At 63.6% G+C, this 15,902-nt stretch carries 5 protein-coding genes and 1 pseudogene; 5 read left to right on the top strand and 1 reads right to left on the bottom strand.

The window, feature by feature from the left end:
• On the bottom strand, positions 1 to 10,035 hold a 10,035-nt coding region (locus PM2_RS20940; RefSeq protein ID WP_042132374.1), incomplete at its 3' end, for a peroxidase family protein.
• 543 nt (positions 10,036 to 10,578) lie between these two features.
• Between PM2_RS20940 and PM2_RS20935 the strand changes: the two genes are divergently transcribed.
• The 5 genes and pseudogenes from PM2_RS20935 (at position 10,579) to PM2_RS20920 (ending at position 15,893) form a co-directional block, all read left to right on the top strand.
• Complete coding sequence (locus PM2_RS20935) at positions 10,579 to 12,315, top strand: type I secretion system permease/ATPase (RefSeq protein ID WP_019097807.1); 1,737 nt, start codon at positions 10,579 to 10,581, stop codon at positions 12,313 to 12,315.
• Positions 12,316 to 12,321: 6 nt separating this feature from the next.
• Positions 12,322 to 13,662 carry an HlyD family type I secretion periplasmic adaptor subunit gene (locus PM2_RS20930; RefSeq protein WP_028699880.1) on the top strand — a complete coding sequence of 447 codons (1,341 nt, stop codon included), beginning with the start codon at positions 12,322 to 12,324 and terminating at the stop codon, positions 13,660 to 13,662.
• 1 nt (position 13,663) lies between these two features.
• Positions 13,664 to 14,992 carry a TolC family outer membrane protein gene (locus PM2_RS20925; protein WP_016711196.1) on the top strand — a complete coding sequence of 443 codons (1,329 nt, stop codon included), beginning with the start codon at positions 13,664 to 13,666 and terminating at the stop codon, positions 14,990 to 14,992.
• A gap of 49 nt (positions 14,993 to 15,041) precedes the next feature.
• A pseudogene (locus tag PM2_RS31620) lies at positions 15,042 to 15,137 on the top strand (diguanylate cyclase); the annotation flags it as partial.
• A gap of 87 nt (positions 15,138 to 15,224) precedes the next feature.
• Positions 15,225 to 15,893, top strand: a complete 669-nt coding sequence (locus PM2_RS20920; RefSeq protein ID WP_028699881.1) for a class I SAM-dependent methyltransferase — start codon at positions 15,225 to 15,227, stop codon at positions 15,891 to 15,893.
• The last annotated feature ends 9 nt before the right edge of the window (positions 15,894 to 15,902 follow it).

The raw sequence follows: 15,902 nt of genomic DNA, 5'->3' as shown, positions 1-15,902 counted from the left end.
AGTCAGGTTTTCGACGTTGGCACTCAGGGTATAATTGGCCAGCGCGGTACGCACGGCATCCGTACCGGCCCCCGCAGACTCAACCACCCGGTCCCCAGCGTTAGCCACCACGTAGGTATCGTTGCCCAGACCTCCCACCAGGCGGTCAGCACCTTCACGGCCATTGAGCACATCGTTGCCAGCGCCGCCGATGATGATGTTGTCCAGCATGTTACCAACTCCGGTGAAATTGCCCACCCCGGTATAGGTCAGGTTTTCAACATTGGCACCCAGGGTGTAGCTGGCCAGGATGGTCTGCACCAGATCAACACCGCCGTTAAGCGCTTCGCTTACCGTGTCGCCGACGTTGTCGACGACGAAGGTGTCGTTGCCTGCACCGCCAGTCATGGCATCCGCGCCGAGCCCGCCGTTGAGGATGTCGTTACCAAGCCCGCCGTCAAGAACGTCGTTGCCAAGCCCGCCAAACAGCTGGTCAGCTCCGTCCAGGCCCGAGATCACGTCATTGCCTGCACTCCCTATCAGGATATCGGCACCGTTGGTGCCAACCAGTGCCAACCCTGGCACTGCCGTTGTCGCCGCCGAGGTGAGCGATTCCAGCGTGCCGAAGGCGTCGGTGTAACGCACGATCACCTGCAATTGCTGGCCTCCCTGGTTGAGGCCTGGCGTGAAGGTGGCCGCAGTGGCGCCAACGATGTCGGTGAAGACGCCACCGGTACCTTGCTGCCACTGGAAGCTGAACGCACCCAGCCCATCAAGGTCGGCAATACTGCCGGTCAGAGCGGTCAAAACCTGGCCCACGTCTGGCGTGGTGTCGCTGATCGACACCGCACCCGTCGGGGCATCATTGACGTTGGCCACCGGGTCGAGGATGTCGGAGGCAACGCTTTCCTGCACACCGAAGTCATCCACGTAGCTCACCACCACCCGCATGTTCTGCCCCACTTGCGCCTGGGTCAGGACAAAGGTGCTGCTGATGGCGCCAGCGATGTTGACCCAACCAAGGCCCAGGTTGGACTGCCACTGGAAGGTGAACTGCGGGTTGCTCAGGCCGTCGGCATCGACGATGGTTGCCGTGTTGGCCGTCAGTGTCTGGTTCTGCACCAGCAACCCGGTCACGGTCGGGCCAGCACTCGGCGCGCTGTTCGCCGACGAGTCGACGATTTCCAGGGTGCCCTTGGCGTCCTGATACACCGCGCGAACGCGGATGCTGAGGCCGGCCACGTCGTCCGTGACCTGGTAGGTAGCGCCCGTCGCCCGTTGCACCTCCCCTGCGGCAACGAAGGTGATGTCTTCGTAAACCCCCGAACCCGGCAGCGTTTCGACTTGCCAGTAGTACGCTACCGGGCCGTTGACTGCACCGGTAGGGTTGGCCGCACTGACGTTGTCCGCATCGCGCACGGCTAGCGGTGTTACACGCAGCAGCTGACCACTGACGGGGGTATCGTCACGCAAACCGGTGGCCGCATCGAGAATCGCCAGGTGCCCCGTAGGGCCCGCGTTCACGGCAGTGCCCACACCCGACGCCTGCGAGCGGTCAGAGAACTGCAGCCGCTCGATACCGGTCAGGCGGTCGACACCATCACGCCCGGCCACCAGGTCGGTGACGATCACCGCGTTGCCATCGACCACCACGCTGTAGTCGGTGGCCACCCCCGAGAACACCGCCGTGTCATAGCTGTCGGTGCCATTGAGGATTTCCCGAATGATCACCAGCTGGCCCGGGTTGTAGGTGCCATTGAGCATGAACGGCACCATCGGCTCCATGCTGTCGAAACTGGCGATCTCCGGGCCGGTGCCGTCGCTGTTGGCGCGCACGCTGATGCGCACATTCAGCCACTTGTCACCGTCGAGGATGTCGTCGCCACCACGGCCTTCGATCAGGTCGCTGCCGCTGCCGCCGAGGATGATGTTGCCGCCATCGTAGAACGTCGCCCCGGCAGCCAGCAGGCTGGACAGGCCGTTGATCAGGTTGATGTTGGTCAGCACGCTGCCCGTGGCGCCATTGGTCGGCAGGCTGGCGGCGTCCTCGTTGTCACCGCGCAGGAAGTCGCCATGGGACGAGCCTGACAGGCCTTCCATGATGTCGAAGCGCACCAGCGCCGACGCGCCCGAGCCCGGTACCGGCGGCACATCGAAGAAGCGGTCGCTGTAGTCGACGGTCACGCCCTGGGCCAGGTCCTTGAAGGTCGCCCAGTCGTAGCCGGAGCCGCCGATATAGCGGTCGCCGAAGCCCAGGCTGCCGACCATGATGTCGTCGCCGCCTTCACCGTTGAACTTGTCGTTCTCGTTGCCGCCGATGAACACGTCGTGGCCGATGATCGGGTCGTTGCCGAGTGGGTCGAAGTTGTCGCCAGGCGCACCGTCCGAGGTGCCCTTCTCGATCCAGTCGTCGCCTTCGTTACCCATATCCTGTTCGTTGGCCTTGCTGCCCAGGATAAAGTCGTTGCCCTGGCCGCCAATGGCTTCGGAAGCGTCCTCACCGGTGACGATGAAGTCGTTGCCGAAACCGCCGATGATCAGGTTGACGCCATTACCGCCGTGCAGCACATCGTTGCCGTCGCCGCCCTGGATGTTGTCGTCACCGCCCATGTCGCTGATGATGTCGTCGCCGGCGCCACCGCGCAGCTGGTCGTTGCCGTCGCCACCCTCGATGCGGTCGTTGCCGCCATCGCCCCAGACCGTGTCGTCACCCTCGCTGGACACCAGGATGTCGTCACCGTTGGTGCCGCCCAGCACGATGTGCTCGACACCGGCATAGCGGATGTAGTTGGTGTCCGGGCCAACCGTCAGCGGGCTGTCGCGGAACACCACCTGCTCGCCGTTCTCGCCCAGCGGGTCGGCATTGCCCAAGCCGTCGTTGTATTGCTTGCTCTGGTCCAGTTCCAGGTAGAAGCCCGGGTCGGAGAACACCAGGCCCGGCAGGTGGGTGGCCGAGGTGTTGGCCATGATCAGCTTGGCGAACGAGTTGCTCTCCAGCTCGGCGTTCATCGACAGGCCAGAGGTGCGCTCCAGGTAGTAGAAGCGGTCACCGTCCTGCAGTTTCTCCATCTGGTTTTCGAACACGAAGTTGAAGGTACTGCCGAGCATGCCGCCGAACGGGGTTTTCGCCTCGGCCAGGCCGCCGATCCACAGGTCGATGGCATCGACACCGGTCACGGTCACAGCCTTCAGGTCATCGGCCGTACCCAGCACGCCATCCTTGCCCGGCAGGGTCACATTGGCCCAGGCACCACTGCTGTTGAGGAAGTCCAGGCGATCGGCCGGCGCACCATCGCCGCCGAACACCAGGGCCATGGCCGCAGCGCGTTTTTCGAGCAGGGTGGTGGCACCGGTGATGCTGCTGTGGGTGCCGTAAGCCGCGATGAAGTTGATCAGCGACTCGGGGTGCTTCAGGTGCTGCACCAGGTCGACCCAGCTGGTGTACGGTTTGAGCTGGGTGTCGCCGGTTTGCCCGAAGATGTCGCGGCGCACAGCATTCAGCGAGGGGATGCCGACATCACGGCCACGAGCGATGTTGATCGCCGGCAGGTCGAGCGGCAGGCCAAGCAGGTTGTTGCGCAGCGCCTCGGTGACGAACTCGTCGATTTCGTTACCGGCCTGGCGAGTAACCCCGCGCACGATGGCGCTGGTGGCATCCTCGGGGGTGACGCCACTGGCGGCATACGCCAGCGGGTTGAGGAACGCCGCGATCAAGCCCAGTTGCTGTTCGGGGTTTGCGCTGGCCGGGTCCTGGATGACGTTGAAGTCGACGTCAAAGCGGTCGACAGTCTCGGTCAGCATCGAGTGGCCAAAGCGGTACACGGTGTGGGCGAACTCGGCCACGATCGACGCATCGAGGTCCACGTCATACACCTGGGTCGGGGCGAAGAACAGGTCGACCCGTGGTTGCACGGTACGGGCGAACTCTTCGAACACCAGGTGCTGATACTGCATCTCGGTACCGAACTTGGCCGCTTGGAACAGGCGTTCGCCGTTCCATACCAGGGCATCGATCTCGGCCGGGGTGACCGGCAAAGCGGTGACCGGGTTGAGCAGCCACTCATTGAGGAAGGCCAGGTCGCCCGAGTCGAGCACGGTGTCCATGGTCTGCGCCACCAGCCGGTTGTGCTCGGCGTGGAAGACGGCATGCACGGCGGTCAGGCCGATGTTCTCGTTGACCCGGCCGTCGCCGGCAATGTAGTGCGCATCCAGCAGTTCGTTGTCGTAGGCCAGGTTGGCCCCGGTCTGCGGGTTGACGGGCACAGCGTTGCCGGCCACGTCGTCGGCATCCGGCGCCAGCACACCACCGCTGAACACCGGCACGGCATTGTGTGCAATGTCGGCGAGGAACTGGTGCCCCGTGCGCACGGCATTGGTCAGGTCGAGCGGCGCCAGCGGGTTGCCTTCGACCTGTTGGTCATCGGCCGTGCCGGCAATGCCGTCCAGGCCCTTCATCACCACCATCGGGTAGCCGTTCGGCCCCTTGATGAAGTTGCCGTAGGCGTCGGTGGCGAGCAAAGGCACGTTGTCGACATCGGCGTCGGTCAGGTTGATGCCAAGCAGGTCGCGGGCCTGGGCCTTGACCACCTTCCAAGTGGCCATGCCACCGATTTCGGTGTCGTCGCCGGTGCCGAACTTGCCATCGGCGCCCAGGTCACGGTTGGTGATCAGGCGGCCTGTAGCGACAGGGCCATCATCGGTCATGATGTAGGCGCGCAGGAACACCTGGTGCGAGGGGTGCGAGCTGTAGGTCTGGTTCTGGTCCACGAACGGCGTGGTGGTGTTGGTGTGCTCGTGAATGTCATCGGCGTTGCCGAGGATGCCATCCGGCCCTGGCAGGTTGGTGGCACGGGTTACCACCATGAAGTTGGTGAAACCACCCTCCACGTACAGCGGGTCATCCGGCTGCAGCGGGATGTAGATAGTACCCGAGCCGCCCTTGGTGACCAGGTCCAGACCATGGTCGAAGAACTGTCCGAAGAAGGTCATCCACGCGTTGAACGGCGCGGACAACCCGGCATCGGCTGCAGTGTTTTCGAACAGGTACACATCGTGGTCGTCGGTGGTGCCGAACTGGCCATCCATGCCGGGGCTGGCAACGATACGCACGCCGTCCTTGAGCACGTCGTCATTGCCTGGCGTGCCGAAGTTGAGCACGCCGTCCGCGCCCGGGTCATACGCGGTGGCATAAGCCGCCGGGTTGTTGGAGGTCTGGTCGACCACCAGGTTACTGATGGTACGCGGCTGCGAGTCGAACACCGGGCCGCTGGTTTGCTGGTACGACGTCCCCGGAATGGCTGGCGAGCCAGGCCCGAAGAAGCCAGCCGGGGCACCCTCTGCCGGGTTGAATACCGGGTCGGTCACGCGTGGGAAGACGTTGTCGGCGGCACCGAACTGGGTGTTGTCGGTGCCGTTGAGGTTCATCAGGTTGTTGTTCGAGCCATCTACCGCACGTAGCCCCAAGGGCGCGCGGATGTTGGGGATCAACGAAAGGATGTCCTGCCCGGCGGCATCGGCTTCGGCGATCTTGATCTGGGCCAGGATGAAGTTGAGGTCGGAGCGCACCATGTGCAGCCCTTCCCCCCCAGCGGTGGCATCCACGACCGGGGTGGCCGGCGTCGGCACCACCGGTGCGCCCGGCTGTACCACGGCCGTGGGCTGCGAGAAGAGCACTTCGGTAGTGCCATGGGCGTCCTGGTAGATCGCCTTGACCCGCAGGCTTAGCCCGGCCAGGTCTGGCGATACCTTGAACGACGTACCGTCGGCGCTCTGGAACGCCAGGTCGCCGGCCGGCAGCAGGATGATGTCCTGGAACACACCACTGCCCGGGTCGGCCTCGAACTGCCAGTAGTACGACACCGAACGGTCGGCAAGTGTGCCGGTCGGGTTGCCCGCGCTGACGTTGTCGGCGTCGAGCACGCCCGCCACGCTCACTGTCAGCATGTCACCCACAGTGATCGCACCGCCGTTGCCATCGAGCACGGTCGGGCTGCCGGTGGGTTGCGCGTTCACCCCTTCCACCAGCACGCGCTGGCTGTCGGCGAACTGCAGGCGTTCGATGTGCAGGAGGGTATCCACGCCATCGCGGCCGGCCACGGTATCGGTCACCGTCCACACGTCATCGGCAACGTCAGCCGTGCCTTTGGTGTTCTGGGTCACCACATATTCGCTCTGCACCCCCGCGTATATGGCAGTGTCAAAGGCCGCGCCGCCGGTCGAGGTACCCGGCAGGATTTCCCGCACGGCTTTGAGCTGACCTGGGTTGTAAGTGCGGTCGAGCATGAACGGGATCATGTCGACCATGCTGTCGAAGCTGGCGATCTCTGGCCCGGTGTGGTTGACGTCGCCTGGGGCATACACCGCAATGCGCACGTTCAGCCATTTATCGCCATCGATCAGGTCATCGCCGCCACGGCCTTCGATCAGGTCGCTGCCATTGCCGCCGAGCATGATGTTGCCGGTGGCAAAGCCGGTGGTCGGCAACCCGGCATCGGCCAGGAACTGCTGCAGGCCGCGGATCAATGCCACGTTGGTCAGTGCGCTGCCGGTGGCACCGCCATGGTTGAGGATGGTCACGGCATCGACGTCATCGCCCTTGAGCACATCGGCGTAGTTCGAGCCGGACACCCCTTCCACCTCGGCGAAGCGGTCGAGGATGCTGGCCGGCGAAGCGCCGACCGGGTTGAATACCCCGGCGTTCTGGTTTGGTGCATTGCCATGGGGCTGGGCCAGCGCGGCCAGGCTCAGGTCAACGGTAACGCCGACCTTGTCGTTCTTGTTGGTGATCCAGTCGAAGCCGGACATGCCGTCCATCTTGTCCTGAGCATCGCTGCCGACAAAGATGTCATCGCCACCCTCGCCGATCATTTCATCAAAACCACCGCCCCCGACGAAGATGTCGTTGCCGACCACCTCATCACCCAGCAGCGGCGCAAAGTTGTCACCTGGCGAACCGTCCTGGGTGCCCTTCTCGATCCAGTCATCCCCCTCGTTGCCGGTGGGCGGCAGGTTGGTCTTGGCACCGAGGATGAAGTCATCACCCTGGCCGCCGAAGGTGGTGGAAATATCCTCGGTGGTGATGATGAAGTCCTGACCGTCGCCGCCCAGAATCAGGTTGCCGGCCACCAGCATGCTGCCAGCGACGATCACGTCGTTACCGGCGTTGCCCTCCAGGCGGTTGTCGCCGAACGAGTCGGTGATGATGTCGTCACCTGCACCGCCCAGCACGGCATCGTTGCCAGCACCACCTTCAAGCACGTCGTCGCCGGCATCGCCGTAAACGGTATCGTCACCTTCGCCGGAAATGATGATGTCGTTGCCGGCAGTGCCGCCCAGCACCACATGGTCTTCACCGGTGTAGTGCAGGAAGTTGCTGTCGGGCCCAACCGTGTCAGGGTTGTCGCGAATCACCAGCGGTACGATTTCCACGCCGTTGATTTCGATGCCGCCCGTTGGGTCGGCCTTGCCGTCGGCCCCCAGCCCGGTGAACTGGTTGGCCTGGTTCACTTCCAGGGTGAAGGTGGGCGTGAGGAACACGGTGTTGGACAGGTGGGTGACGTCGGAGTTGGCCATGATCAGCTTGGCAAAGGAGTTGTTCTCCAGTTCCGTGCCGAAGTTCATGCCCGCCGTGCGCGACAGGTAGTAGAAGCGGTCGCCGTTCTGCAACGCTTCCAGCTGGGTTTCGAAGACAAAGTTGAAGCTGGAACCCAGCATGCCGCCGAAGGGCATTTTTTTCTCGGCCAGGCCGCCGACCCAGAAGTCGATGGCATCGACACCTGTCACCGTCACGCCGGCAATGTCGTCGGCCGTGCCGGCGATACCGTCTTTGCCGGCCAGCGTCACGTTGGCATAGGCGCCGGTGCTGTTGAGGAAGTCCAGGCGATCGGCAGGCGCGCCGTCGCCGCCAAGCACCAGCGCCACTGCGGCGGCGCGCTTGGCCGCTTCGGTGGTGGCCCCGGTGATGGTGGCGTGGGTGCCGTAGGCGGCGATGAAGTTGATCAGCGACGCCGGATGCTTGAGGTGGTCGGCAAAATCGACCCAGCTGATGTAGGCCTTGAGCTGGCTGTCACCGGTTGCGGCATAGAACTCGCGGCGCGCCTCGTTCAGGCTGGGGATACCGGTGTCACGGCCACGGGCGATGTTCAGCGCGGGCAGGTCCAGCGGCAGGCCAAGCAGGTTGTTGCGCAGCGCCTCGGTGACGAACTCGTCGATTTCGTTGCCCAGCTGGCGGGTCACGCCGCGAATGATCGCACCGGCTGCTTCATCGGCGGTGGCACCGCTGCCGGCGAAGGCCAGCGGGTTGAGGAAGGCGGCAATCAGGCCCAGTTGCTGATCCGGGTTGGCGGGGTCGCCCGACACCGGGTTGAAGTCGGGGTCAAAGCGGTCGACGGTTTCGGTCAGCATCGAGTGGCCGAAGCGGTACACCACATGGGCGAACTCGGCGAGGATGGCCGGGTTGATCGACGTGTCGTAGCCGTTGGGGGCGAGGAACTCGTCGATCTGCGGCTGAATGGTGCGCGCGAACTCTTCGAACACCAGGTGCTGGTACTGCATTTCGGTGCCGAACTTGGCGGCCTGGAACAACCGCTCGCCGTCCCATACCAGTGCGGCGATGCCGGCTGGCGTGGTGGGGATGGCAGTGACATCGTCGATCAGCCACTCGTTGAGGAACGCCAGGTCACCGGCGGCCAGCAAGGTGTCCTTGGTCTGCTGCACCAGGCGGTTGTGCTCGGAGTGGAACACATGGTGCACGGCAGTAAGGCCGATGTTTTCGTTCACCCGGCCGTCACCGGCGATGTAGTGGGCGTCGAGCAGTTCGTTGTCGTAGGTCAGGTTGTTGCCGCCTGGGCCAACTGGCTGGGCGTTGCCTACTGCGGTGTCGGCATCGGCCTGCAACACACCGCCCACCACCACGGGCGCGGCGTTGTGGGCAATGTCGTCAAGGAAGCCATGCCCGGTGCTCACGGCGTTGGCCAGGCTGATCGGCGCGTTGCGGTCGCCTTCGACCAGTTGGGTGACGTCGTCGGCCGTTCCGGCAATACCATCGGCGCCATTGTTCACCCGCATCACCACTTGCGGCATGCCGTTGGGCCCACGCAGGAAGTTGCCATAGGCATCGGTGGCCAGCAGCGGCACGCTGTGCACGTCGGCGTCGGTCAGGTTGATACCCAGCATGTCACGGGCCTGAGCCTTGACCACCGCCCAGGTGGCCATGCCGCCATTCTCGCTGTTGCCATCGTCAGCCGTGCCGAACTTGCCGTCCGCGCCCAGGTCGCGGTTGGTGATCAACCGCCCGGTGGCCACCGGGTCGCCAGCGGCATTCAGCGCATATTCGCGCAGAAACACCTGATGCGAGGGGTGCGAGCTGTAGGTCTGGCTCTGGTCGACGAACGGCGAGGTGGTGTTGGGCTGGCTATCGTCGGCCGTGCCCACCACGCCGTCAGCGCCGGCGGTGCGTACGGCGCGTGACAGCACCATGAAGTTGGTCGGGCTGCCGGCCACGAACAGCGGGTCGTCGGGGCGCAGCGGAATGAACACGATATCGGTGCTGCTCTTGCTCACCAGGTCAAGACCGTGGTCAAAGAACTGGCCGAAGAAGGTCATCCAGGCGTTGAAGCCAGCCGTCAGGCCCACGTCGGGCGAGACGTTGGGGATGAAGAACACGGGCTTGTCATCAGCGGTGCCGAACACCCCGTCGATCCCCGGGCTCATCACCGGGGCGGCACCGCCATTGGCCTCGACCGCAGCCGGGTTGTTCGCCGTCTGGTCGACGATCAGGTTACTGATGGTGCGCGGTTGTGAATCGACGACATTGCCGGTGCCCACATAGTTGGCGCGGTAGGAGGCATCGAGCAGGCGCAGGAACGCGTTGTCAGAGGCGCCGAACTCGCTTTGCCCGGCGACCAGGTTGTTGAAGCTGCCATCCACGGTGCGCAGGCCGAACGGCACCTGACTGTTGGGCAGCAGGTCGATCAGGCTGGCGCCATCTGCGTGGGCTTCGGCGATGAAGATCTGTTTGAGGATGAATTCCAGGTCTGACTTGCTGAAATTGGCCATTTCAATTGCCCTCGATCATTCAAGAGAAATCACAGGGCAACAGGGTCCATCCCGCGCCCAGTCAGTGTTGACGTGCGCAGTATCTGGTTCTTTTTTAAGGGCTCGGCGGCTCAACGCTGTTGTGTTGGCGCCTCAGCCTCATTACTCGAAAGCCGGCCCCACCGCTCCGGGGGGACCTGTTAATCGTGCGATACAGGTGTAACGCACGTGCATCGATCCCAGCTCGCACAGGGCCCGAATACTTCAGACTAAAGTCGTACGGCAAAAGCTTGTCAATATTTCGTCAAAAAAATCGTTCGATGATGATAATGCGATGCAACTAGCTGTTTTTCTGGCACTTATGAAAAGTTCAAAGTCTTTATAGAGCAAAATGATATTACCGAATGTTTCGTTGCAACCTACGCTCGTGCATGTGGGAGCAACGCAGCGTTTTGGACTATTCGCCATAAGAGCGACCCGCCTGCGAGCCGACCAAGAAGCCACAACTACCGTTGTACGGGGCGCCGCAAGGGCTTCCCGACTTGTAACGAAGGGAGGCCCCCGATGCCTAAGCCACCACGCACCCGCTCCGAGCTGGCCGACGTGCTCTTTCGCTTGCGCCGCAGCTTCTATGCCCTGGCCGCCTTCAGCGGCGTGATAAACGTCATGATGTTGACGCCAGCTATTTATATGCTGCAGGTGTACGACCGCGCGCTGGTCAGCCGCAACGTCACCACGCTGGGCATGCTCACGCTGCTGGTGGTCGGGTTGTTCCTGTTGATGTCGGCCTTGGAGATGACCCGTACCCGCGTGCTGATCCGGGTGGGCAACTGCCTGGACATGGACCTCAACCGGCGCATCTTCAGCGCCGCGTTCGAGCGCAACCTGAGCCGCGCCGGCGGCAACCCGGCCCAGGCCCTGCAGGACCTGGCGCAAGTGCGGCAGTTTCTGACCGGCAACGGTTTGTTCGCCTTTTTCGATGCACCATGGACGCCGATCTACCTGGTGGTCTGCTACCTGATCCACCCTTGGCTCGGGCTGGTCACGATGATTGGCTCGCTGATCCTGGTGGGCCTGGCCTACCTCACCGAGAAGGCTACGCAAAAGCCACTGGCCGAAGCCAATCAGGCCGCCATGACGTCGGCCAGCTACGCCAACAACAACCTGCGCAACGCCGAAGTGATCGAGGCCATGGGCATGCTGCCGTCAATCGGCAAGCGCTGGTACCAAGGGCACTTGCGCATCCTGCAGATGCAGACCCTGGCCTCCGACCGCGCGGCCCTGATCAGCAGCACCGGGCGTTTCGTGCGCATCACCTTGCAGTCGTTGATCCTCGGTACCGGTGCGTTGCTGGCAATAGAGGGCAAGATCACCCCCGGCATGATGATCGCGTGTTCGATCCTGACCGGCCGCGCCCTCGGCCCGGTGGAACAGGTGATTGCCTCCTGGAAGCAGTTGCTCGGTTGCCGCTTGGCCTGGGGCCGGCTCAACGACCTGCTGCAAGACTATCCGCAGCGGCCACCGAGCATGTCGCTGCAGCGGCCGATGGGCATGCTGGCCGTGGAAAACGTGATCGCCGGTGCCCCCGGCACCACCACCAGCATCGTGCGCGGGGTCAGCTTCAGCCTGGTGCCGGGTGAAAGCTTAGGCATCATCGGCCCTTCGGCTTCGGGCAAGTCTACCCTCGCCCGCCTGCTGGTGGGTGTGTGGCCGGCACAGGCCGGCAAGGTGCGCCTGGATGGTGCCGACATCTTCACCTGGAACAAGGCCGAACTCGGCCCTTGGCTGGGCTACCTGCCGCAAGACGTGGAGCTGTTCGAGGGCACCATCGCCGAAAACATCGCGCGCTTTGCCGAGGTGGACAGCGATGCCGTGATCCGTGCTGCCCGCAGCAGCGGCGTACACGACATGATCCTGCACTTCCCGCAGGGCTACGACACGCGCCTGGCCGCCGACGGCACCCCACTGTCCGGCGGCCAGAAGCAGCGTATCGCCCTGGCCCGCGCCCTGTATGGCGAGCCCAACCTGGTCGTGCTGGACGAACCCAACGCCAACCTCGATGACGTCGGCGAGAAGGCCCTGGTGGATGCGCTGGCCGAGTTGAAGGCGCGCGGCGCCACGGTGATCCTGATTTCCCATCGGCCCAATGTGCTGTGTGCAGTCGACAAGATACTCATGTTGCGCGACGGCGCTGTGCACATGCTCGGCAGCCGCGACGAAGTATTCGCGGCGCTGCGCAAGGCTGCCGTGATTCCAGCGGCCGGTGCGGCACCGCTGGCTTCGGTCAAAGTAAGGGAGTAGCCGATCATGCAGATGACTCAACACGCTGAGTTGATCCCCGCCGAAGCCAAGAACCTGATCGACCTGGATGCGGCCCGGCCAGTACGCTGGGGCGTATGGATGGTGATTGCCGGTTTTGGCGGTTTCTTGCTGTGGTCTTGCCTGGCGCCACTGGACGCAGGCGTGGTAGCCACCGGCACGGTCAAGATCACCAGCAACCGCAAGGCGGTACAGCACCTGACCGGCGGCACGGTCGAGGCGATCCTGGTGCGCGAAGGCGATCTGGTAAAAAAAGGCCAGGAAGTGGTGCGGCTCGACGCCCTGCGCGCAGTCGCTGAGCAAGGCGCGCTCAGCGCCCAGTACATCGTCAGCAAAACCGTGGAAAACCGCCTGGAAGCCGAACGCGACGGCCGCGACACGGTCACCTTCGACCCTGCCCTGCTCCAGCACTACGCCAATGACCCTCGCTTGCTGGCCGCCATGGACTTGCAACAGCGCCTGCTCGACACCCGCCGCGCCGGCCTGGCGGGGGAACTGAGCATCCTTGAGGAAAACCTCACCGCTTCGGCGGTGCAGCTCAAGGGCCTGCAGCAGGTGTACGGTGCCCGCGCCTCACAGATCGGCTTCCTCAACCAGGAACTGCAAGGCACCCGGGTGCTGGCCGCCGAAGGTTACGTACCGCGCAATCGCCTGCTGGAGCTGGAGCGCAGCAATGCCGACCTGTCCGCCGGCCAGGCAGAAAACCTCAACAACATAGCCCGGGCACGCAGCCAGGCCACCGAGATCAAGCTGCGCATCCTGCAGCGCCAGCACGACTACCTGAAAGAAGTGGAATCGCAACTGACCGACACCGCCAAGGAAAACACCACCCTGGCCGACCGCTTGCGCGCACTGGACTACGAAGTGACCCACACGGTGATCCGCTCGCCGATCGATGGCATGGTCCAGGGCCTGAGCATTGCCACGGTCGGCGGCATCATCCAGCCCGGTGCCAAGATCATGGAGGTGGTGCCACTCGACCAGCCCCTGCAGGTAGACGCAATGATCCCGGTGCAGGCTATCGACAAGATGGTGCCGGGCCTGGACGTGGACATCGCCTTCCCGGCCTTCAACCACGCACAGACGCCGAACATTCCGGGGCGGGTGAAGACCATTTCCGCCGACCGCCTGCTCGACGAAGAAAGCAAGCAGCCGTTCTACCTGGCCCAGGTGGAAGTGACGCCCGCCGGCATGGGCCTGCTGGGCAGCAACCACATCCGCCCCGGCATGCCCGCCACCGTCACCATCAAGACCGGCGAGCGCAACCTGCTCAGCTACCTGCTCAAACCCATGCTCGAACGCGTCGACGCCGCGTTCAAGGAGCAATGACATGAAACACCCGTGCCTGATGTTGTGCCTGCTGGGGGTTGCCGAACAGGCCAGTGCCATGGACCTGAAGCAAGCCTGGGACCTGTTGCAGTACCAGGGCCCGATCTACCAGGCCGCCGTGCATGAGAAACAGGCCGGCAGCGAAAACCGCGCTATCGGCGAAGCTGGCTTGCTGCCCCAGATCAACGCTTCAGCCTATTTCAACAGGGTCAATGGCAGCCAGCGCCAGAATGGCCAGGACAACGACCTGGACTATGACTCCAAAGGTGCCAACGTGCGCCTGCGCCAACCGCTGTTCAACAAACAGAAGATGGCCGAGTACCGCCAGGGCCAGCAACGGGCCGACTACAGCGTGGCGGTGTTCGATGCCAAGAGCCAGGACGCCGCGGTACGTCTGGCCGACGCCTACTTCGACGTGCTGCTGGCCAGCGAAACCATCACCCTGGCCAAAGCCAAGCTGAACGCTTTCGAAGAGCAACTGGCTTCGGCGAAGCGCCGCAAGGAACTGGGCGCTGGCACCATCACCGATGTCGACGAGTCGGTCGCTCGCCGCGACCTGGCCGAGGCCGACCTGATCGACGCCCAGGACAACCTAGTCAATACCCGGCGCAAGCTGGAGGAGTACATTGGTGAAACCCCACAGTCGCTGACCACCTTGCAGCCAGGCTTCAGTACACCGCCGCTGATGCCAGGCAACCTGCAGGACTGGCTGGTCAAGGCCCAGGCAGACAGCCCGTTGATTCATGCACGCCGGCACAGCTACGAGCTGGCCGAAGAAGAAGTGAAACGTGCCCGCGCCGGGCACTGGCCAACACTGGATTTCGTGGCCGGCTACACCGCCGGCAGCAGCCAGTCGATTTCCGAGATCAACCAGCGTAACCACTACAGCTCGATCGGGCTGGAGCTGAACATTCCGCTGTACAGCGGTGGCAGCACCAGCGCCCTTACTCGCCAGGCCAGCGCCAACAGCTCGAAGGCCCTGGACGAGCTGGACGCCACGCGCCAGGAGGTGATTTCCGACACCACCCGCGAGTACCGCGGTGTGCAGAGTGGAGCCTTGCGCATTCAGGCGCTGGAAAAGGCCGTGGCTTCCAACGAGCGCTCGCTGTCCTCCACACGCAAGGGCTTCAAGGAAGGCGGTACCAGCACCAACTCGGATGTACTCAATGCCGAAGAGTTGCTGTACGACGCCCGTCACGACCTGTTCGAGGCGAAGCTGAACTACCTGATGTCGCGGCTGCGGCTGGCCTCGTCGGTGGGTAGCCTGGGTGATGACGACATCGAACAGATCAACAATTACCTGGGGCCGGAACTGATGGTAAGCAATTGATCGGAGCACACACGGTAGCGGTGGCCGGTTTATTGACGTCAGGCTATTCACCGACTGCATGCACCCGGACGACCTGGCCATCACCCGCTCGTCGCTTGCAAGGGTGATGAACGGGCAGCCACATTACGACTCCCGCAACCGCCATGCCTGTTGCTGAGGCACGCGGATGGAAACAGGTACCAGGTCAAGCGACAGAGGACCGCAGCCGGCTGATCAAGAAAGGACCATCATCATGCTCAACCCTGAAAACGCGTTGCTCGACAGTTGGCAGCACAACGCGCAAGCCTGGATCGGCGCCGTGCGCAGCGGCGCCATCGAAAGCCGCCGCCAGGTCACCGACCAGGCGATCCTGCTGGCCATTCTTGGCCGCCAGCCCGAACGGGTGCTGGACCTGGGCTGCGGTGAGGGCTGGCTGCTGCGCGCCCTGGGTGATCGCGGGATCGAAGCCGTAGGCGTCGACGGTGACAGGACATTGGTGGATGCCGCGCAGGCTGCGGGCTCGGCCGAGGTGCACCTGGCCAGCTATGCGCAGTTGGCCGAGGGCCACGTTTACGTAGGCAAAGGTTATGACCTGATCTGTGCCAATTTTGCGTTGTTGCACCAGGACATCATTCCGCTACTGGCGGCGATGCACGACCTACTGGTGCCTGGCGGTGCGCTGGTGATCCAGACGCTGCACCCTTGGAGCATGGCGGGTGGGGATTATCAGGATGGCTGGCGGGAGGAGTCATTTGCCGGGTTCACCGGGGACTGGCAGCCAATGCCCTGGTATTTTCGTACCCTGGCCAGCTGGCTGAATGCACTGGACATGGCGGGGTTGCGGCTGGTCAGCCTGCAGGAGCCGCAGCACCCGCAGAGTGCGATGCCGCAGTCGTTGTTGATGGTGGCTGAGCGCCCTTGAGGCGCTCAA

Origin of the sequence: Pseudomonas monteilii NBRC 103158 = DSM 14164, assembly GCF_000730605.1 — a bacterium.
Taxonomy (GTDB): Bacteria; Pseudomonadota; Gammaproteobacteria; order Pseudomonadales; family Pseudomonadaceae; genus Aquipseudomonas; species Aquipseudomonas monteilii.
This window is presented reverse-complemented; position numbering and strand designations above follow the sequence as displayed.

Bases quoted from the DNA above. Each gene is read 5' to 3' on its own strand.
- PM2_RS20935 (WP_019097807.1), top strand. From the start codon at position 10,579: ATGCCTAAGCCACCACGCACCCGCTCCGAGCTGGCCGACGTGCTCTTT.
- PM2_RS20925 (WP_016711196.1), top strand. From the start codon at position 13,664: ATGAAACACCCGTGCCTGATGTTGTGCCTGCTGGGGGTTGCCGAACAG.
- PM2_RS20930 (WP_028699880.1), top strand. From the start codon at position 12,322: ATGCAGATGACTCAACACGCTGAGTTGATCCCCGCCGAAGCCAAGAAC.
- PM2_RS20920 (WP_028699881.1), top strand. From the start codon at position 15,225: ATGCTCAACCCTGAAAACGCGTTGCTCGACAGTTGGCAGCACAACGCG.